The sequence below is a fragment of the Streptomyces hyaluromycini genome (assembly GCF_002217755.1).
GTDB classification, from domain to species: Bacteria; Actinomycetota; Actinomycetes; order Streptomycetales; family Streptomycetaceae; genus Streptomyces; species Streptomyces hyaluromycini.
Genome location: NZ_BCFL01000016.1, coordinates 1,054,793 through 1,073,956 on the forward strand (window position 1 = coordinate 1,054,793; position 19,164 = coordinate 1,073,956).

The 19,164-nt window shown below is 70.2% G+C and carries 19 protein-coding genes and 1 pseudogene; 6 read left to right on the plus strand and 14 right to left on the minus strand.

Features of this window, described 5'->3' with window-relative positions:
• Positions 1-33 precede the first annotated feature (33 nt).
• From SSP29_RS04810 to SSP29_RS04850, 9 genes are all read right to left on the minus strand, one after another.
• Complete coding sequence (locus SSP29_RS04810) at positions 34-996, minus strand: sortase (protein ID WP_089099183.1); 963 nt, start codon at positions 994-996, stop codon at positions 34-36.
• Between the two features lie 120 nt (positions 997-1,116).
• Positions 1,117-2,793, minus strand: a complete 1,677-nt coding sequence (locus SSP29_RS04815) for an Ig-like domain repeat protein (RefSeq protein ID WP_089099184.1) — start codon at positions 2,791-2,793, stop codon at positions 1,117-1,119.
• 104 nt (positions 2,794-2,897) lie between these two features.
• The gene (locus tag SSP29_RS04820; protein ID WP_167449851.1) at positions 2,898-3,881 is read right to left on the minus strand and encodes a substrate-binding domain-containing protein; all 984 of its coding nucleotides are present in this window, start codon (positions 3,879-3,881) and stop codon (positions 2,898-2,900) included.
• 245 nt (positions 3,882-4,126) lie between these two features.
• Positions 4,127-6,607: a hypothetical protein gene (locus tag SSP29_RS58330; protein WP_150133555.1), complete on the minus strand. Its 2,481-nt coding sequence runs from the start codon at positions 6,605-6,607 to the stop codon at positions 4,127-4,129.
• A complete protein-coding gene (pstS, locus tag SSP29_RS04830) occupies positions 6,607-8,313 on the minus strand; it encodes a phosphate ABC transporter substrate-binding protein PstS (RefSeq protein WP_218036893.1) in 1,707 nt (568 codons plus the stop codon). The genes SSP29_RS58330 and pstS overlap by 1 nt, the downstream gene beginning before the upstream one ends.
• Positions 8,310-9,608, minus strand: coding sequence for a phosphate ABC transporter permease PstA (pstA, locus tag SSP29_RS04835; protein ID WP_089099187.1), 1,299 nt, complete (start codon positions 9,606-9,608; stop codon positions 8,310-8,312). The genes pstS and pstA overlap by 4 nt, the downstream gene beginning before the upstream one ends.
• Before the next feature lie 62 nt (positions 9,609-9,670).
• Entirely contained in the window at positions 9,671-10,720 is a 1,050-nt protein-coding gene (gene pstC, locus SSP29_RS04840) for a phosphate ABC transporter permease subunit PstC (RefSeq protein WP_245883013.1), read from the minus strand.
• Positions 10,721-10,873: 153 nt separating this feature from the next.
• A complete protein-coding gene (locus SSP29_RS04845) occupies positions 10,874-11,218 on the minus strand; it encodes a hypothetical protein (protein WP_145968850.1) in 345 nt (114 codons plus the stop codon).
• Between the two features lie 319 nt (positions 11,219-11,537).
• Positions 11,538-12,512: a quinone oxidoreductase family protein gene (locus tag SSP29_RS04850; protein ID WP_089099190.1), complete on the minus strand. Its 975-nt coding sequence runs from the start codon at positions 12,510-12,512 to the stop codon at positions 11,538-11,540.
• Between the two features lie 103 nt (positions 12,513-12,615).
• On the opposite strand from SSP29_RS04850, the gene SSP29_RS54965 reads away from it, so the two are divergent.
• Positions 12,616-12,948 carry an ArsR/SmtB family transcription factor gene (locus SSP29_RS54965; RefSeq protein ID WP_089099191.1) on the plus strand — a complete coding sequence of 111 codons (333 nt, stop codon included), beginning with the start codon at positions 12,616-12,618 and terminating at the stop codon, positions 12,946-12,948.
• Positions 12,949-13,006: 58 nt separating this feature from the next.
• Here the strand turns inward: SSP29_RS54965 and SSP29_RS04860 are convergent, their stop codons facing one another.
• Positions 13,007-13,462 (minus strand): ATP-binding protein, encoded by a 456-nt coding sequence (locus SSP29_RS04860; RefSeq protein WP_089099192.1) that lies wholly within the window; start codon positions 13,460-13,462, stop codon positions 13,007-13,009.
• 235 nt (positions 13,463-13,697) lie between these two features.
• Between SSP29_RS04860 and SSP29_RS04865 the strand changes: the two genes are divergently transcribed.
• Positions 13,698-14,549 carry a helix-turn-helix domain-containing protein gene (locus SSP29_RS04865; protein WP_089099193.1) on the plus strand — a complete coding sequence of 284 codons (852 nt, stop codon included), beginning with the start codon at positions 13,698-13,700 and terminating at the stop codon, positions 14,547-14,549.
• 10 nt (positions 14,550-14,559) lie between these two features.
• Positions 14,560-14,742: a DUF397 domain-containing protein gene (locus SSP29_RS04870; RefSeq protein ID WP_089099194.1), complete on the plus strand. Its 183-nt coding sequence runs from the start codon at positions 14,560-14,562 to the stop codon at positions 14,740-14,742.
• Between the two features lie 21 nt (positions 14,743-14,763).
• On the opposite strand, the gene SSP29_RS04875 is transcribed toward SSP29_RS04870, so the two are convergent.
• On the minus strand, positions 14,764-15,405 hold the full coding sequence (locus SSP29_RS04875; RefSeq protein WP_089099810.1) for a nucleotidyltransferase domain-containing protein: 642 nt from the start codon (positions 15,403-15,405) through the stop codon (positions 14,764-14,766).
• A gap of 111 nt (positions 15,406-15,516) precedes the next feature.
• Here SSP29_RS04875 and SSP29_RS04880 point away from each other — a divergent pair, with 111 nt between their 5' ends.
• The gene (locus SSP29_RS04880) at positions 15,517-16,017 is read left to right on the plus strand and encodes a hypothetical protein (RefSeq protein WP_089099195.1); all 501 of its coding nucleotides are present in this window, start codon (positions 15,517-15,519) and stop codon (positions 16,015-16,017) included.
• Between the two features lie 116 nt (positions 16,018-16,133).
• Complete coding sequence (locus SSP29_RS04885; protein WP_150133559.1) at positions 16,134-16,898, plus strand: SDR family NAD(P)-dependent oxidoreductase; 765 nt, start codon at positions 16,134-16,136, stop codon at positions 16,896-16,898.
• Here the strand turns inward: SSP29_RS04885 and SSP29_RS04890 are convergent.
• Positions 16,885-17,511 carry a TetR/AcrR family transcriptional regulator gene (locus SSP29_RS04890; protein ID WP_089099196.1) on the minus strand — a complete coding sequence of 209 codons (627 nt, stop codon included), beginning with the start codon at positions 17,509-17,511 and terminating at the stop codon, positions 16,885-16,887. The genes SSP29_RS04885 and SSP29_RS04890 overlap by 14 nt on opposite strands.
• Positions 17,512-17,659: 148 nt before the next feature.
• Here SSP29_RS04890 and SSP29_RS61680 point away from each other — a divergent pair.
• Positions 17,660-17,767, plus strand: a pseudogene (locus tag SSP29_RS61680) (Lrp/AsnC family transcriptional regulator); the annotation flags it as partial.
• A 35-nt stretch (positions 17,768-17,802) separates the two neighbouring features.
• On the opposite strand, the gene SSP29_RS04900 reads toward SSP29_RS61680, so the two are convergent.
• Together SSP29_RS04900 and SSP29_RS54975 are read right to left on the minus strand one after the other, a co-directional pair.
• Complete coding sequence (locus SSP29_RS04900; RefSeq protein WP_089099197.1) at positions 17,803-18,231, minus strand: DUF3592 domain-containing protein; 429 nt, start codon at positions 18,229-18,231, stop codon at positions 17,803-17,805.
• A 75-nt stretch (positions 18,232-18,306) separates the two neighbouring features.
• Positions 18,307-19,053, minus strand: coding sequence for a phosphotransferase family protein (locus SSP29_RS54975; protein ID WP_089099198.1), 747 nt, complete (start codon positions 19,051-19,053; stop codon positions 18,307-18,309).
• Positions 19,054-19,164: the final 111 nt, after the last annotated feature.

Sequence of the window (19,164 nt, forward strand, 5' to 3'; positions counted from 1 at the left end):
CGGTTGGTCAACTTCCTTGCGAAGGCCGGGGGTTCAGAGCAGGTTCGGCAGCAGTGCCGTGATGGACTGGGAGTCGGCGAGGCCCAGCGCGAGCAGCAGCGGGCCCGCGCAGATCCAGGTCTGCCAGCGGCCCCAGACGCGGAAGGAGACCACCGCGAGCAGCGAGGCGAGCAGCAGGCCCTGGGTCCACAGGAAGACGCCGAGCCAGGCACCGGAGTCGGTGCCGAGGGCCTGTTCGGAGTCGGCGATCCAGCCCGCCCGCAGGTCCCGCGGCGGGTTGGGCTGCACGGCCGTGACCAGCTTGGCGTCGACCCGGAGGACCCCGCTCGGGGTGTACGGCGCCCCGGTCGCGGTGATGAGGGTCAGCCGGCCCTGCCCCTCGGCGACCGGGGCGGGCAGTGCGTCGCCGGCCTGGCGGATGCCGGTGACCTCGTAGACCGCCTTGCCCTGGCCGGTGGTGATCTCGATGCGGCTGCCGACGGGCAGCCGGTGCAGGTCGTGGAACGGGCTGCCGTATCCCCACTGGCGACCCATGACGACCGCGGTGCCGGCCTGGCCGGGCAGCGGGGTGTCCCGGCGGTGGCCGGGGCCCGCCATCAGCACCTCGGAGGTGGTCCCCTCGGCGACGACCTCCTTGAAGCCGAGGGCGGGGATGCGCAGCAGGGCGACGGGCGCGCCCGGCTTCAGCAGCTTGCCCTCGTAGTCCCGCTGGCCCACCGGGGCGGTGCCCAGGGCGAGTTCCTTGCGCAGCTCGTCGTAGGCGGTCTGCTGGTCGCGGGCGTGCTGGAGGTGGCCGACGATCGTGAGGTTCGCGGCGAAGCCGAGGAGCACGGCGGCGAGAACGCACAGGGCCGCCCCGGCGAGCGCGAGCCCGGGGCGGGCGGGGGGCCGTGGGGTCTGCCGGCGCGGCTCGGTGGTCGGCGGGGGCGGTGGCGGGTCGGGCGGTCCGTCGGCGGGCGCCGACGCGCCGGCCGGCGGCGGGGCGAGGGTGGTCACGGGCTGCGCTCCTCGAAGCGGAGGGTGTTCTACGGCTTGCTGTGGGGACGGGGCGGGCCCGCAGGCGCGTCGGCGCGCGCCCCCGGGCCGTCCCGTCGGCCGGGTCGGCCGCCCGGTCGGTCAGTGGTGCTGCGGGGTGTCACCGCCGAAGGTCAGCAGGCCCTTGCGGCGCATGTGGAGCACGAGCGCACCGCCGGCGGCCAGGAACGCGAGGGAGGCCAGGCCGATCGCGCCGACCTGGGCGCCGGTCGAGGCCATGGAGCCGCCGCCGCTGCCGGAGCCGCCGCTGTCACCACCGGTCGAACCACCGGTGTCCGAACCGCCGCTGCCGGTGCCGCCCGTGTCCGTGCCGCTGGAGTCCGACGCGGACGCGCTGGGCTCGGGGGACTCGCTGGAGTCGCCGGAGCCGGTCGTGAAGGCGAAGTCGACGCTGTGCCCGTCGGTCTTGTCCTCGGCGAGGGTGAGCGTGTGGTCGCCGTCCGCGATGTCCTTCGGGACCGTGAACGCGTAGTTCTCCACGGTGCCGTCGGCGTTCGCCTTGGCGTCGTCGAACGTCGATTCGCTGTCGACGAGGGTGACCTTGACCGCGGCGCTCGCGGTGTATCCACGGGCGGTGATCTTCACCTTCTGCCCGGCTTCGAGGTTCGGGTCGGCGCCGAGGGTGTTGCCGTCCTCGTCGGTGACGGTGAGGTCGGGGTTGTCCGAGGGGGAGGGGCTGGCGGAGACCTCGTCGGTGCTGACGAAGTCGAAGGCGGCGTAGATGCCCGACTTCTCGGAGAAGTTCAGGGTGTGGTCGCCGTTGGTCAGGGCGTTGGGCACGGTGAACGCGTAGTCCGCGACGGCGCCGTCGGCGTTCGCTGTCACGTCCGCGAAGGTCGCGGTGGAGTTGGTGAGGGTCACGTGTGCGGCGGCCGCCGGGGTGAACCCCTTGACGGTGACCTTCACCTTCTGGCCGACGGACAGGGTCGGCTTGTCGCCGAGGGCGGTGCCGTCGGCGTCCTTGGCGGAGACGACGTAGTCGATGTTCGCGGTCCCACTGGCCTCGGCACTGGAGTAGGAGTCGGCATCGGTGGGGGTGAACACGGCGCTGAAGGGCAGCGGGCCGCCGATCGCGGGTGCCTTGACCGTGAGTTCGGCCGTGCCGTTGGTGACCTGCGCGGTGCCGAGCGACGTGTCACCGTTCTTGAACTCCACGGAGCCGGCTGCCGTCGAGGGCGACACCGTGGCGGTGAGCTTGAGGTCGCCGCCCACGGCGACGCCGGAGGCCGCGCCCACCGCGAGCGTCGTGGCCTGCTGTTCGAGCAGGGACCAGGTGTCGCCCGTGACCCGGACCTTGGCGAGGAAGACCGGGACGTCGGTACCGCCGCCGCAGCCCAGACCCAGGGTGTACGTGCCGTCGAGGGATCCGTCGGGGATCCACGTGCGCAGCCGCGCCTCCAGGCTCTTCGCGGCGGCCAGGGTCGTCACGTTCATCGTGAAGGGAGCCGTACCGGCCACGATCTTGGTGGCGCCCTGGCCGAGGGTGGCCTGCGTGGTGTCGCTCGTGGGGTTGAACACCTTGAGGATGGCCGCCTTGCCGACGGTGTCGTCCGGGCAGCCGGCGGTCGTCGTCACCGACGTGACCATGGGGTAGGTCGAGATGCTGCCCGTGGTGGGTGTGAGCGTGAACTTGCCGAGCTGGGTGGCGGCGTGGGCCCGGCCCGAGAAGGCGAGGACCCCGGCCAGGGCGGCGCACAGCAGGGCGATGCCGGTCAGCAGCGCTACCGGTGATCTGAGTTGTGCGAGACGGTGATTCATGTGGTGGTCCCCCCGCGGGGTCTGGGTCCGGGTGGTGGACGAATACGCCGACAGGGCCGGACACCCATGGGGTGCCCGGCCGTTGTGCGGCTATGGGACGGTGATCAGCTCTCGCCCTTGAGGGTCGTGCTGCCGCAGTCGCTGCCGAGGGTGCCGAAGCCGTAGTCGGTGATGATGCTGGTGTTCGTGCAGACCTTCGAGCCGGTGCCCACGAAGGTGTCCGTGATCAGCGAGTCCGACAGCTTGGCGGTCGGGACGACGTTGTAGACGTTCCGCAGGTAGGGGAAGGAGAGGTTCAGCGACAGGTCGTCCTCGTTCCGCGGAACGACGCCGTTCACCGAGCCGAGCACGGCGTCACCGCGGCGGTCGTCCACCACGGAGGTCTCCTGGGCGGTGTACTGGGCCACGGAGTACGGGAAGATGTCGCCCGCGCTGTCGACGACCGAGCCGTTGTTCTCCTGAATGGTGGAGTCCGAGGTGACGCAGGAGCCGGGGGTCGTCACGCCGATGGAGCTGAGGAAGAAGGCGCGGGTACCCGAGGCCGACTGCGGCAGGATCGGGGTGAGGGTGACACCGTTGAGCGAGGTCAGGGTGCACTCGTAGATGGCCTTGAGCTGGGCGGTCGTCAGGTCGTCGGGCAGCGCGCTGCCGTCCTGCTTCACCCAGGACACCGCGTCCTTGGCGTACGGGATGAAGGTCAGGTCCGTGGTGGTGGTGTTGTTCGGGCCACGCGAGGAACGGGCGAAGTCCACACAGCCGGTGCTGCCGTCCAGGGCGGTGTTCAGCGCGGTGATGCCGGCGCCGGAGCCGTCGGGGCGGGTGATCGTGCAGCTGCCGCTGGCCTTGGTCGTGATCGGGCTGGTGCCCGTGGCGTTCCACGAGGCGATGACCTTGCCGCTGCCGTTCGTGATCGCGTTGCCCAGAGCGTTCATCACGTCCTGGGTCGTGTCGGAGCCGACACCGGCCAGCTGACGGTAGTCGGTGGCCGAGGTCGGGTCGGCGTAGGCGGCGGGAGCGGCCAGGGCACCCAGGCCCAGGGCAACCGCACCGACAGCGGCACCGATACGCACGCGGGACTTGACGTTCACTTGATTTCTCCTCCGTTGAAACGGATCAAGCAATGGACGTGCAAGCAAATCCGGATTCTTTTTTTTTCACCACCGACCCGTCGGCCGGCCACGCAGAACAATTCCGCAGACCCGCATCCCCGGCCACTAATTCCAGCCGGTCATCAGGTTACGAATCCATTGCCTAGGTGAATCCAAGGGAACTCACCCGGCGGTATGCGGATCCCCCGGGGCCCGAATACGCCCCGCCAATGGAAATCCGGCGATTATTCGAGTTCCCCTCCCTGGAAATCCGTCGGGGCCGTCCTGCGCACCGACAGCCGCAGCATCACCGGCCCCGCGAGGGCCGCTGCTCCGCCAGCGACGAGGACCCCGAGCAGCACCCAGCGGATCAGCCCGAGGACCTCCGACGGGGTGTAGCCGCCGGACTGGGCCACGTTCTGCTTGGCCGGGTCGGTCTCGCTCGGGGCGGTGGAGGGCTGGGCGGTGTCCGACGTACCGGCACCACCGGCCGCGGCGCCCGACGTCCCGGTGGAGCCGCCGCCGGCCGCGCTGCCGCCCGCCGCGCCGCCGCTGCCGGTGCCGCTCAGGTCGTCGCCGCCTCCGGACGTGCCGCCGGACGACGAGTCGGCGTCCGGCGCGCCCTTCTCCAGCTGGTCGGCGGCCTGCTTCGCCTGCGTACGCATGGCGGTGGGCAACGGCGCGTAGCCGTACGGCAGTTCACCCTTCGCGGTGCCCTGGGTCTGCCCCGCGCCGGCCGCGTAGCGCATCACCTTGGCGTAGTCCTGCCGGGCGTCCTTGGCCTGGTCCAGCGAGGCCGCCGCGTAGACCACGGCGGTCAGCGGGTAGGCGCCGTCCTTCATCTTCGCGGGGTCCGGCGCCTTGACACCGGCCACGTCCGACTCGGGCATCTCGGCGACCGCTTTGAGCAGGGAGGCGCTGGTCGGCTTGACGTAGTCCCCGTCAGCGTTGGGCAGGGCAGCGGCACCCAGCTGGTAACGCATGGCGGACGCGTTATCGACGATGCCGAACTGGCGCTGTTTCGTGGGAATCGGACGGGCTTCCGCCGACAGTCTCGGCAGCGGATCGCCGGTCGCACACGTATATGCGGTTCCGATGGAACCACGGCGTACCTTCAGCGACCCGTCATGCATGTCATTGACATAAGGGACCACGTCCTGCGCGGTGCGCGTCACTTTGCCGGCGGTGCAGTCCACCTGCGTGGGCGTGAGATCCGCCTTGGGGAAGAAGTCCAGGGAATCCGATATCACCCCGTCCTTGTACGCAGGGTTGATCTTCATCCCCCAGGGATCGGACTTCCCCTCGACAAAGTCCTTGGCGTCGCTGTTGGCCAATATGTACTTCCATACCAGGCGGGCGGAGTCGGTGTTGTCCACGGTAACCGCCAGACCCAATGGGCTGTTGACGGCCGCCTGGCCGGCAAGACCGGGATTCAGCTTGAGGAATTCAGGGTCCTGGACAATGGACAAGGGGTTGCCGGACAGGTAGTCGGGAGCACCTTCCTGCGGCATGATCACGCTGTAGGGATAGGACTGCGTGAGTACCTTGGCCAGCAGCCTCTGGTCGAGCTTGAGTTCCGTCAGCGGCAGGCTGCTGGTCGAGGTGTCGTACATCCAGACAAACCCGATGGTCAGCCCCGTGACCACGACGGGGGCATGGACCACCTGTGGCGCCCCGTCGACCGGCTCCACCGGATCCACCGTCATGGCGAGTCCCGCCGCCGAGTCACCCGAGGTCACGGCGTCCCTGGCCTGCCCCTCACCGGACTGGGTGAAGTTGAACCGGTAGGTTCCGGTCTTGCACAGCGCGCTCTGCCACGACGTGATGGCATCGGTGGCCAGTTCCGACCCCATGATTCCGCGCTCGGGCTTGTCGGGGTCGCAGTTGTCCGTGACCGGGGCGAAGCCCAGCCTGAAGACAATGCGCTGGTCCCAGGTCGACTGGCTGAGCGAGGACGCGAGCTGGTTGCTCGGCTGGTGCGCTGTTCCGTCCGGGTCGTGCGTGCCGCGGGGCACGGCCACCAGCCAGCACGGCTGGATCTCACCCGACGACGTCTTGCGGGCACCGCACCCCAGGGCGGGCTGCTCCACTGCCGACTTCACTTCGAACGCCACGTCCCCGCCGCCGTCCCCGTCGTTCGGCACGTACGGGACCGCGTTCGTGTCCTCCGAGGTGAAGTACGTGGTGTCGGTGCCGCCGGCAGTGGCGTCCCCCTGTCCCGCCACCGGCCGGAACGGCACGTAGTGGGTGCCGTTCTTGTCGACCGGAGTCGCCGAACCGGTCTCCAGCGGATCGCTCACGGAGCCGTTCCCGGTCAGATACACAAACCGCTGGCCGCCCGGCTGCGAGCCCGACGACAGGCCGTACTCGCACTGGGTACGGTCCGGCCCGGACTCCTCGTCCCCCCAGCACTGCATGATCGACAGAGAGTTCGTCCCCGACGTGTCGGTGGCCGGCTTCCCGCCCGTCCAGGTCACCCGCACGGCCTGACCGGACAGGTTCTTCGTCTGGTGCACGGTGACCTTCAGATCGGAGAAGTCGTCGCCGTACACCCCCTTCGCCCCGCTCTTGGTGACCGCGGAACTCTCCGTGGTGGCCGCCTGCGCCTGATCCGCCCCCTTGGGCAGCGGCAGCACCGCCAGCACCAGCGCGGACAGCAGGCAGCCCACTCCCGCGGTCACCCGGCGCCGGCCGGGAGACATCCGTGGCGTCAGCCGTCTTCTCATCACAGCTCCCCCTTGCGACGGCGCGAACGTCCGGCGAGCAGCCGCGCGGTGAGTGGCGGCCCGACGACGACCGCGACCAGCAGGACGGCGGAGAGTGCCATCAGGGCGCCGCGCATCCCGAGGCTGTTGTCGGAGGCGAGGGCGACGGGATTGGCGGCCACGTTCGCATCACCGGTGCCCGTCCCGTCGCCGCTGACCACCTCGCCGGTGTCGGGGTCGATGCTCGCCCCCGAGGTGCCGCCGGACGCGGCGCTCGCGCTCGCGTCGGGCGTTCCGTCGCCATTGGTGTCCGTGCCACCGGTGCCGCTGCCGCCCGTGGCCGAGGAACCGCCGGTCGACGAGCCGCCGGTCGACGAACCGGAGCCGCCCGAGGAGCTACCGCCGGTCGCGCCCTGCTTCACCGGGGTGTCGGTGCCCGCCGCTCCGGCCGTGCCGGTGGTGCACTGCGTCGGCCCCTTCTTGTCGCAGGACTTGGGGTAGGGGGCGTTCTTGATCAGGGTGTTGACCCCGCCGGAGAAGGTGGGGTTGCGGCAGGTGTTGATGTTGATGCTGCTGGTGGGTGCGCCCGGAACCTTGCGGAGCTGGTCGAAGCCCGCCTGGACGAGGTTCTTCGGCAGCGGCGAGTAGCCGAGGTCGTCCGCCTGCTGCTGCCCGTCGCACAGGAAGTAACGGCCGAACGTGCCCAGCGAGTTGCCCTTGGCCGCGGTGAAGCCGGACTCCACCTTCGTCGGCAGGATCATGTAGCTGTAGCTGGACAGCGGGTAGGTGCGGGCGTCGGCGTTGGTGTAGACGCCGTCGAGGATCTGGGTGAGGTAGTTGACCGACGCCTTGTTCTCGTTGATCCCGGCCTTGGTCAGGGCCACCGCGACGCTCGCGGCGGTCGGCTCGACGTAGTAGCCGTCCTTGTTGAGCACCTTGGCCACCGGGAAGCCGGTGTTCTTGGCGTAGGAGTACTCGACGTAGGTGATGGCGCCCTCTCCGGAGGGCTGGCGGACATGGCCGGAGACGCCGAGCGAGCCGGACTTGGCGATCATCGTGGAGCCGCTGAGCAGCGGGTAGTTGGAGGTCATGCCGCAGTTGCCGCTGCCGCGTCCGGTGCGGGAGCAGTAGTCGGCCCACAGGGAGCCGTACTGCTTCGACATCCACATCGTGAACTGGGCGCTGGTACCGGAGCCGTCGGAGCGGACGACCGGGACGATGGCGCGGGCCGGCATGTTCAGGCCCGGGTTGTCCGCGGCGATCGCGGGGTCGTTCCAGCGGGTGATCTTCCCGGTGAAGATCTTGGTGACGACGTCCCCGGACAGCCGGAGGTTGGTCACCATCTTGCCGTTGATCTTGAGGTTGTACATGAACGCCGTACCGCCGGCCACGATCGGCATGTAGGCGTAGCCGCGGCTCGGCGGCGTGTCCGTGACGCCCTGTTCCTTGAGGCCGTAGGGGATCTCCGAGACCGCGAAGTCCACGGTGTTGTTCTTGAACTGCTCACGGCCCTGGGAGGAGCCGTTGGCCGTGAAGTTGACCGTCATACCGTAGTTGGCCTTGACGTTGCGGACCCACTGCTGGACGGCGTTGGAGCTCCAGGTCGAACCGGAGCCGGTGATCTTGGCGTAGGAGGCGGCCGCGGCGGGCGGCGGTTGGACGGCGAGCAGGGCGCACAGCAGTGACAGCACGGTGGCCGCCAGACGGAAACGAGTGGCGGGTTTCACGACGAACTCCCGTTTTCGGTACGGACGGTGGAGTGCGGGGCGGAGACAGGGGCCGGGGCCTCGGCCGGGGCAGGTGCCGCGGCCGGACCCGGGACACGCTCGGCGAATCGACGCGCGTCACGCCGGGACGCGAGGACGCGCCGGTGTTCCTGGCGGCGCGTGAGGTGGCCGGGGCCGCGGCCGCCGAGGATGCGGGCGGCGACGAACAGCAGCAGCACCAGCGCCATGAGCAGGGCCGCCGTACCGAAACCGCGCGAGATCATGTTCGGCTCGGGCGACTTGACGAACTCGAAGGTGACCAGCGGCAGGGAGACCATCGGGTCGTGGAACGGGTTGAGGTTGAGCTCGTTGGTGAAGCCGGCGGTCAGCAGGACCGGGGAGGTCTCGCCGATGCCGCGCGCGGTGCCGAGGATCACGGCGGTGGTCAGACCCGAGCGGCAGGTCGGCAGGACCACGTGCCAGACCGTGCGCCAGCGGCTCGTCCCCATCGCGTAGCTGGCCTCGCGCAGGGTGCCGGGGACCAGCCGGATGACGACGTCCGCGGCCCTGATGATGATCGGCAGCATCATCACCGAGAGGGCGAGCCCGGCGGCGAGACCGGACTGGTCCAGGCCCAGGCCGAGGATCACGGTCGCGTAGATGAACAGGCCGGCGACGACCGACGGCAACGCCGTCATCGCCTCGACGATGGTGCGCACGAACCGGGCGTAGGCGCCGGGCACCTCGTTGAGGAACACCGCGCAGACCAGTCCGGCCGGCACGGTGATCAGCAGCGCGATCGTGATCATGATCAGGGTGCCGGCCGCCGCGTGCAGGGCGCCGCCCACGCTGAGCGGCTGCAGCGGGCCGGCCAGCTCCATGCTCTGGGTGAAGAAGTTCAGGTGCACCAGCGCCTTGCGGCCCTGGATGAGCGCGTAGCAGACGACGAACGCGAGGATCACGACGAGCAGCAGACCCATCGACCGCACGATCGCCGCCGCGATCCGGTCGACGATCGCGGGCCCGTCCTCGTCGAAGGAGACCAGCAGGGCGTACATCAGCAGGAAGAGGCCGTACGCGATGACGACGAAGCCGACGGCGCCGTTGAACGGGAGCAGCCAGTGGAACAGCAGCCAGGTGATCGACAGCGCGGCGGTGGCGGCTCCGACCATGGCGTACACGTCGGTGGCGTGCAGCTGCGTCAGGGCGCGGCGGCGCTCACCGGCCGGGCCGGCGCCGCGGGACGGGCCCGGCAGCGTGGTGCCCGGGCGTCCGGTCGCCTGACGCGCGCCGGGCGCTTCAGGGGCAACGGTCATGGTCGCTCATTCCTGTGTGGCGTACCTGTGTGGCGTAGGGGACGTGCGGGCGCCGTGGGTGCTCAGGCGTCGCTCGTCGCGCCCGAGCGGGAGCGGGCGACGATGGACGAGGCGGCGAAGTTGACGATCAGCGTCATGACGAACAGCGAGAAGCCGGCCGCCATCAGCGCGGACATGCTGAACTCGCCGGCCTCGCCGTAGCGCAGGGCGATCAGCGAGGAGACCGAGCTGGTACCGGACTGCAGGATGTGCCACTGGACCTGGAAGGTCACCGAGATGATCATGAAGACGGCGATCGTCTCGCCCAGCGCGCGGCCGAGCCCGAGCATCGTGCCGCCGATCATCCCGCCGCGCCCGAAGGGCAGCACCACGCTGCGGATCATGCCCCAGCGGGTGGCGCCGAGCGCGTAGGCGCCCTCGCGCTCACCGGCGGGCGCCTGCGAGAAGACCTCGCGCATGATCGAGCAGATGATGGGCGCGATCATCATGCCGACGACCAGTCCCGCGATGAACGTCGAGGACGTGTAGATGCTCTCGGGCGCGAGCGGGTCGTTCGGGTCGGCGCCCTGCACGTCGAAGACGGGGATCCAGCCGAAGTAGGCGGAGATCCAGCGGGCGATCGGCAGGACCTTGTCCTGGAGGAAGAAGACGCCCCACAGGCCGTAGACCACGGACGGTACGGCGGCCATCAGGTCGACGACGCTGATCAGCGTCCGGCGCAGCCGCGGCGAGGCGTACTCGGAGATGTACAGCGCGGCGCCGGTGGCCAGGGGCACGGCCACGAACACCGCGACGGTCGCGATCAGGATGGTCCCGACGATGACGGCCGCGATGCCGAACTTCCCGCTGCCGGGCTCCCAGTCGGCGGTGGTCAGAAACGACCAGCCGGCCTTGTCCAGCGCCAGCCAGGCCCGGTAGAGCAGGAAGCCGCCGACGAGCAGCATCACGGCCAGCACGAGACCGCCGCCGGAGCGCAGCACCGCGCGGAACACCCGGTCGGGCAGCCCGGGATCGGCGTACAGGCGTCTCCGTACGTCGGGGTCTCCGGCGTCGGTGGAGCCGACGCCCGCGATCACGGGCTGCGGCTGTCTGGTTCTTCTCAGCGAAGGCACGGTCCCGACACTCCGTGCCATCGGTTGACATGCACATCCCGAGGTGTGAACTACGGGTTCCCTAAGGGCAACATCGGCCCCGGCCGCACGGGCATGCCTCACCCCCGACCAGGGCCTCTGCCGCCCCGGTTGACCTGAGGGATCAGCCCTTGCCTACTCGCCCCATAACTCGGGCCCGGCATATACCAGTTCGGCGATCGTCGCGCGGAACCGGTCGTAGGACGCACGGCAGGTGGCATGCCTCTCGTACGTCCGCGCCGAGCCCGCCAGATGGCGGCCGGAGTCGTCCCAGACCACCCACACCCAGCCGCCGCCGTCGGAACCGTGCTGCACCCCGCCCCCGGTACGGGAGTGCAACGCGCACATGCGATGAAACGCGGCACGACATCGGGCATGGCTGTCGTGCGAGGTGAGCGAGACCGCCACCGATCTGCCGTTCGGCGCCACCAGACGCCAGCCGAACCTGCCCTGCCCGTCGATGTCCACCTGGCATCTCATGCCCGCTGCCCCGGCGGCAGGTCTTGCCGCCCTCTCGGACCGCTCCATGTCCCACCCCCGCCGCCCAATCGGTTAGTAAAATCCGCAGGTACGGCACTCTGGGGCGGCAGCAGCAATCTACTGAGGCGCGGGTGGCAACGCCCGGACAAAACTGACTGCCGCGGCCACGCTTCATGTAGAGGTATCCCCTAGGTAACCCGTAGGCAAGACACAGAGAAAGCGCTCCCACCCGGACCGGGACAACGTTGCCAATTGGGGCGTCACCACAAACGGCTCCGCCGACCGCCGACTTCGAACCGGAGCAGCTTCCGTTGGCCCGCTAGCCCGCGACCCGCAACAGGAGCTTCCCCGTGCTCGTCCGGGCGCCCATCAGGCGGTGCGCCTCCGCCGCCTCCTCCAGCGCGAACTCGGCCGTGACCGGCAGGGTCACCGTGCCGTCCACCGCCTTCGCGAAGGCCCGGGCGGACAGCTCCCGCAGCACGTCCGGCGCCGTCTGGGCGAGCGTCAGGATGGAGAAACCGGCGACCGACAGGCCCCGCGGATACAGCTCCGGCTGGCCCGCCGTCCAGGCCGGTTCGCCGCTCGCGTTGCCGTAGGAGACCAGGCGGCCGAAGCGGGCCAGGGACGACAGGCTCGCGCGCAGCGTCCTGCCGCCGACGGGGTCGAGGGCCAGGTCGACGCCCCGGCCGCCGGTGGCCTCCTGGACCGGCTCCTCGAAGTCGCCGACGAAGACCTCGTCGTAGCCGTGGTCCCGCGCATACGCCGCCTTCGCCGCGCTCGACACCACGCCGTACACCGCGGCCGCGCCCGCCGCCTTCGCCAGTTGCCCGGCCGCCGTGCCGACCCCGCCCGCCGCACCCTGCACGAGGACGGTCTCGCCGGGCTGGAGGCGCCCGACGGTGTGGACGAGGGCGTATGCCGTCGGCAGGACGGACGGGAGCGTGGCTCCGGTGCGCAGGTCCGCCCCTGCCGGCAGCGCGAAGACCGTCGCCGCCTCCGTCACGGCCACGTCCGCGTAGGCGCCGCCCTGTGTCAGCGCGGCCACCTCCTGGCCGACGGCGAGGTCCGTGACGCCGGCGCCGAGGGCCCTGACCCGGCCCGAGACCTCCAGTCCCGGGCGGAACGGCAGGCCCGGCACGCGGTAGCCCTCCGAACGTGCCTTGAGGTCGGCGAAGTTCACGCCCGCGTACGCCACGTCGATGCTCACCTCACCCGGGCCCGGCTCGGGGACGTCCGCCGCCACCGCCTTCAGGACCTCAGGACCGCCGTATTCCTGCAACTCGACCGCGCGCATGGCACACACCCCTCAGCGAGTGTTCAACATGAATCGAACACTCGGGAGTGTATGGTTTTCATCGAACACTCGGCAAGCAGAACACGGCAGTGAGGAGGACGGCATGGCCGGCACGAGCCATCGGGCCGCCCCCGAGCACACCCACCCCGACGAGGTACCCGTCCTCACCGCGCTCGCCGCGCTCGCCGACCCTGTACGCCTCACGCTCGTCAGGGAGCTGGCCGCCGACGCCGAGTGGTCCCGCAGCTGCGGCAGCTTCGACGTGCCCGTCGGCAAGGCCGCCCTCAGCCACCACTTCTCCGTACTGCGGGCGGCCGGCCTCGTCGAACAGCGGGACGAGGGGCCGCGCCGGGTCAACCGCCTGCGGCGAGCGGAGTTCGAGGCGCGCTTCCCGGGACTGCTCGACCTCGTCCTGCGACCGGAGCCGCACCTGTAGGGCCTGGCGAGAGGACCTGGCGATCCCCGACCCTCGACGCCGCACACGAGACACTCCGTCACGGGCTCCCCTTCCCGCCCACCTCGAACCAGAGCAGCTTCCCGGCGCCGCACTTCAGGGGGCCGTCCCCCAGCGCCAGGCCACCCCATCGGTCGGCGTACTCCGTCACCAGACACAGCCCACGCCCGCTCTCAGCGTCCGCCGGCACGGGCGGCACCCGATTCCAGGGCGGTTCGCCGAAAGGGGCGGGGACATGCGGATGACTGTCCCAGACCCCGACCCGCAGCCGCCCGTCCGCGAGCGCGGTGAGGCGCAGCGAAACGGGTCCGCCGCTGTACAGGTAGGCATTGGCGACGAGTTCGGACGTCAACAGCTGTACAGCATCAAGGACTTCACCTCTGCCGTGACTGTCCAACACGGACCGTACGGTCATACGTGCGACACGTGCGGCGCGGGGGTCATGGGGCAGGCGGAGGGCGTACACCCAGGTGTCGTGCGGGGCTACGGTGACCATGAACGGCTCCTACGGTGGGAGGACTCGGTTCCCTCGACAATCCGACCGGGCGGTGGCAGTGCCGCGCGCGGACAGGGCGGCGCGGTGCGCTTCCGGCTTATGGGGCGGGAGTTGAGCGGCTCGGGTTTCACCGTAGCGGTAGCCGTAGAATGGTTTCTACGAAATCTGCCGATACATGCGACGCTGCACTCCTGTGGGTGACCGTGTACGAAGCAAGGCGAAGGAGCGGAAGAACATGCCGCCACGGCAGACACCCACGGCACGGCAGCTGCGCCTGGGCGCCGAGCTGCGCAAGCTCCGCGAGAAAACGGGTCTCACCGCCCGGGAAGCCGGCGAGATGATCGGCGCGAACCAGGCACGCATCAGCAACATCGAGACGGGCCGCTTCGGCCTCAGCGAACAGCGTGTCCGCACACTCGCCGACAACTACAGCTGTACAGACTCGGCCCTGATCGACGCACTCGTGGCCATGGCGGGCCACCGGGACCGCGGCTGGTGGGAGGAGTACCGGGGCACTCTGCCGCCTCACTCACTGGACCTTGCGGAGATGGAGCACCACGCCGTCGCCCTGCGAGTGGCCCAGGTCATCAACATCCCTGGCCTGCTCCAGACCCCGGAGCAGGCCCGCACACTGTTCCGCCAGGTGGTCCCCGAGTTGCGACCGCACGAGATCGAGTACCGCATCTCCCATCGCATCAAGCGCCAGGCCGCCCTCCACCGCGAGCGACCGACCCCGTACACGGCGATCATTCACGAGGCCGCTCTGCGCATGCGATTCGGTGGCCGGGACGTAGCCCGAGCCCAGTTGGACCACTTGGCGAAGATGAGCGAACTCCCGCACGTCACTGTCCGGGTGATCCCGTTCGACGGCACCGCGTTCCCCACGGTGGGCCACGGGCTCGACTACGCCTACGGCCCCGTCCCCGCCCTGGACACGGCGCAGCTCGACGCCGCCCACGGCAGCGAACTCGTTGACTCGGCAGCACAGTTGGCCAAGTACCGACTCATCCTCGACCGCATGCAGGAGTCCACCCTGGAGCCCGAGGATTCCCGCGACCTCATCCACCGCATCGCACAGGACACCTGAGAGCCGAGCCATGACAGAACTCACCTGGCAGAAGTCCACCTACAGCGAGGAAGCATCCTCGTGCGTCGAGATAGCCCCCACCCCGACCACGATCCACATACGCGACTCCAAATACCCCTCCGGCCCTCACCTCACCCTCCGGCCCACCGCCTGGGCGGACTTCGTCTCGTACACGGCGCAACCGGGCCGCTGAGCGCGGGGCAGTTGGTCCTCGTCACTGCATGGCCAGCCTCACCAGCCAGGGGTGTCCGGGATGTATGCGCGTCAGCCACCCGTTGAGAGCTTCGCGCCGTGTCCGGCTCAGCAGCGGCAGCACCCCGTCGAAGTCGGCGTGGTCCTTGGGCCGTGTCTCCTTCGCCTTGAACAACAGCACCAGCTCCGGGACAAGGTAGGGGACGCCGTCCGCACTCCTGTCGATGACCGCGGCGTACGGCAGCCGCAGGCTTTCGTCCCGTCGGCAGATCCATGTCCCGCCCTCGTGCGGCTCGCGGAAGACGTCGAAGAGGAACCGCCCGCTCGCCGGATCCCGCAGCCACGTCTGGTGCGTTGCCGCGAGCACCTCGTCTTCTGCCCTTTCCCAGACCCGTCCCGAGCCCACCGCGTCAAACACGTACTCGGGGAAGCGGTCCCGCACCTCCGCGAACCCGGCCGCAGGAATGGCGATCTCCAGATCGCCGTGGGGCCTCGACTGCCCGCCACGGAAAAGGTCCAGAGCCCACCCGGCCGCAACACACCAGGGCACGCCGACCCCACCCAAGCGGGCCGCGACCTGTTCCGGCCGCCACGGGTCCGCCCAGCGGGCGGTCAGTTCGTCAGCGTCGAGAACGGCACCGCCGGGTGGCAGGGAATCAGGCATCAGCACAACGTACCGCCGCGCATCACAAGATCCTCCATGCCGGATCGACGGCGGCGTGATCACTCGTACGTGCGATGGCGCCCGAGCGAGTTTCGAAGTAGTTTCAAAGTCATGAGTGCCGAGAGCGCAGCCGTGAACTTCTCCGAGCTGGTGAACAAGAACAAGCAGACACTCGCCCGGCTCCAGGATTCACCGAGACTGCTCCTGCACCGCAGAGACGGTGAGGACCTGGTTCTCACCACCGCCGCGCGAGCCGAGCAGGACCAGACCGTGGTGTCCGCGGCCACCCGGATGCTGGCCGCGATGGCGCGCCGGGAACCCGGCAGCATGGAACTGCTTCTCGACATACTGCCGGACGCCTTCCCCTGGGTCCGCTTCCTGCCCGAGCCCGATCTCCACGCCTTCGCCGTCGAACTGGTCGACACCATGCGCGCCGCCGACTCGGTCGGCAACAGTGCCTCCGTCGCCCAGTTGCTCATCGCCTGGCAGCACACCGCCGAGGTCTACTCCGACCCCGAGCTGCTGGCCGCGCTGACCAGGGATCACGGCGAGGACGTCGACGCCGACCCGACTCTGGCGGGAATCGGCCGTCCGAGCCGCCTACTGCCGTGAGGCCGGAGACGCCCGCCGGATTCGAGCTCCCCGTTTTCTGGACTTGCTAGTCCATTTTCCCGGGCGCACAGTGGGCCGCGTCCGACGGGGACAGCGAGTGACACGGAGGGTTGATCATGACCATGCGGCTGACGGGCAGGACCGCGCTGGTGACCGGTGCGACCAGCAACATCGGGCGGGCGATCGCGGAGGCCTTTGCCGCCGAGGGGGCGCATGTCGTCGTCTCGGGGCGTAGTGGCGTGCGTGGGGCGGAGGTGGTCGAGGGGATCCGTTCCCGCGGCGGCCGTGCCGACTTCGTGCGGGCCGACCTGGACGGCAGCGCCGCCGCCTCGCGGGCGCTCGCCGAAGAGGCGACGCGGGTCCTGGGCGGCCGTATCGACGTCCTCGTCAACAACGCGGGCATCTATCCCGGCGACGCGACCACCGCCACCGACGAGAAGACCTTCGACCAGGTCTACGCGGTCAACGTCAAGGCCCCGTTCTTCCTGACGGCGGCCGTCGCGCCCGCCATGGCGGAGGCCGGCGGCGGGGCGATCGTCAATCTGGGGTCCTGGATCGCGCGCCTCGGCATCCCCGTCGGCGCGCTCTACAGCTCCACCAAGGGGGCCGTGGAGACGCTGACCCGCGCCTGGGCCGCGGAGTTCGGGCCGCGGGGGGTACGGGTGAACGCGATCTCGCCGGGTGTGGTGCTGGCGGCGGACGCCGAGGACGCCAGCCTCGCCGAGGTCATGATGAAGGGGACGCCGGCGGGCCGGATGGGCACGCCGGACGAGATCGCGAGCGCGGCGGTGTATCTGGCGGCCGACGAGTCGTCGTTCGTGCACGGCATCGTGCTCGACGTGGACGGCGGCCGCACGACCGCTGCCGTCATCGCGGCCTAGCCGCCCCGGCCGGCTCCAGGTCGCGCCGCAGGTCCGCGATCCCCTGGTCGAGGGCGGCCCGCAGATGGGCGGACCGCCCCGTCGACAGGAGGATGGACACCCCGCCCTGGATCGCGGCGAGCAGGGCGGCGGCCCGTGCGTCGACGTCCACGTCGGTCCCGGGACCGACGTTCGCCTGCACCGCGCGGATGCCCGCCGCCAGGCTCTCCTGCCACTTCCGCATCAGCTCGACCACGATCGCCCGCGCACCCGGCGTCGACCGCCCGACCTGGAGGAACAGCGACCCGAGCGGGCAGGTGTCGCCCTGCGCCTCGTAGCGGGCGATCACGGCGTCCCGCCACCGTTCCCAGTCCTCCCAGGATGCGAGGCGGCCGAGATACGGCTGCTGGTCCTCCAGCACCTGCTCCGCCTCGAACCGCGCGACGGCGAGCAGCAGTCCGTCCTTGCCGTCCGGGAAGTAGTGGAAGAGCTGGCTCTTGCTGGTGCCGGTCCGCGCCATGACGTCGTCGAGGGTCACCGAGCCGACCCCCCGTTCCCGCAGCACCCCGGCGGCCCCCGCGACGATCCGGCCCCGGGTGGCCTTCCCCTTGGCCGTCAGTTCCCTGCCCCGCATCGCCCGACCTCCGCACAGTGGACCGTACAGTCCACTCTATGGGCTCAGCCGGCGAAGAGGGTGCCGGCCAGGGCCACGCTGACGACGGTGCCGCCGATGATGCTCAGCAGGGCGTTGTTGCGGCGCCAACGTCGGCGTCGCCGTCGCCGACGACGCGGCGTACAACACCTTCCTCACCGGCAAACTCACCGGCCTCCCCGGCATCCTGCGCGTCGGGTCCCACCTCGCCATGAAGAAGATCAAGACCGACGACTGACGGCCGGCACGCAGGGCGGCCCCGCGGGAACCCGCTCAGGCGGACTGCGACAGGGAGACAACCGCCGAGAGTGCACAGAGCAGTGCCATGGCTCCCAGGAGCAGGGACAGCCCACCGTAGACCCAGATGTTCATGTGTCTGTCGTAGGCGATCAGGATGATCCGCTCGGGATCCTCCGGCCGGTACAGAAGCTCTACTCCGTCGCCCTCTGACAGTGGGCTGCGTATCGCGTGTCCTCCGCCCTCACCCGTGACCTTTCGGCCGTCCGGGAGCGTGTAGCGGACCTGGGGGTACAGCTGCGCGTCCCCGTCGCCGTCCGTCGTCTCCCGGATGTCGATGACGATGCCGGTCGTCCGGATCCCACGCCGACGAACTCCGTGAACTCGCCGGGCATCGCGCCCTACGGCAACGGTGGCGCCGGCGAACACCGCGCTGAGCAGCGCCTCCACTATGAACTCCCCCATACGAGAACCCTAGGCCTCGGCATGCCGAGTCGTGTGCCGCCTCGCGCTTTCGCCCCGCACCGGGCCCGCGCAGTCTCACATCCGGGATCTCAGCACGTCGACCTCACAGCCCGGCGCGAACGGGTCGAAGCCGTGCTCGGCCAGCCAGCGAACTATCAGCAGGCTGCGCAACGACCACCACGCGTGGATCACGTCGAGGTCGATGTCGGTGCCATAGCCGGCGACGACGTCGTCGAGGTGCTCCTCGTGGCCGAGCGTGAAGGTGGCGAGGTCGTACAGGGCATCGCCCTGGCCCGCCTCGGACCAGTCGATGATGCCCGTGACCTCGTCGCCGTCGACGAAGACGTGCGCGATCTGCAGGTCGCCGTGCGTGAACGCCGCAGTCCACGGCCGGAGCGCGGCCTCGGCGACCTGTCGGTTGCGGGTGACCAGGCCGGCGGGCAGGAGGCCGTTCGCCACGAGCAGCTCGCACTCGTCGTCGAGTTCCGCCGCCAGTGCGGCGACGCTCCGGCCGGCCCGGCCCGTCCGGGGCGGCAGGGGCGCGTCGTGCAGCTTCCGGATGGCGGCGCCCGCCGCGGCCCACGCCGTCGGCGACCCGGTCGACGGCCCGCCGAGGCGCCCGAGCGTCGTCCCCGGGAGTGCGGCGAGCGCGAGCACGGGCGGCTTGCGCCACAGGACCTCAGGGGTCGGGACCGGCGCAAGGGACATCACCTCGACCTCGACGTCGATGCGCGCCTGATCGGCGTCCACCTTCAGGAACACGTCACCGACGCGCAGAGTCGCGCGCTCGGAATGGGCGACGACGACTTCGACCTCATCCATGGGCGACCAGTATCCCGGGGACGATCGCCGACGTCGCCGGGTTTGCCGCGGGCGATTACGCGGCCGGCCAGGTCCCAGGTCGAGCCCACCACTTCTGTCAGGAGGCCTGAA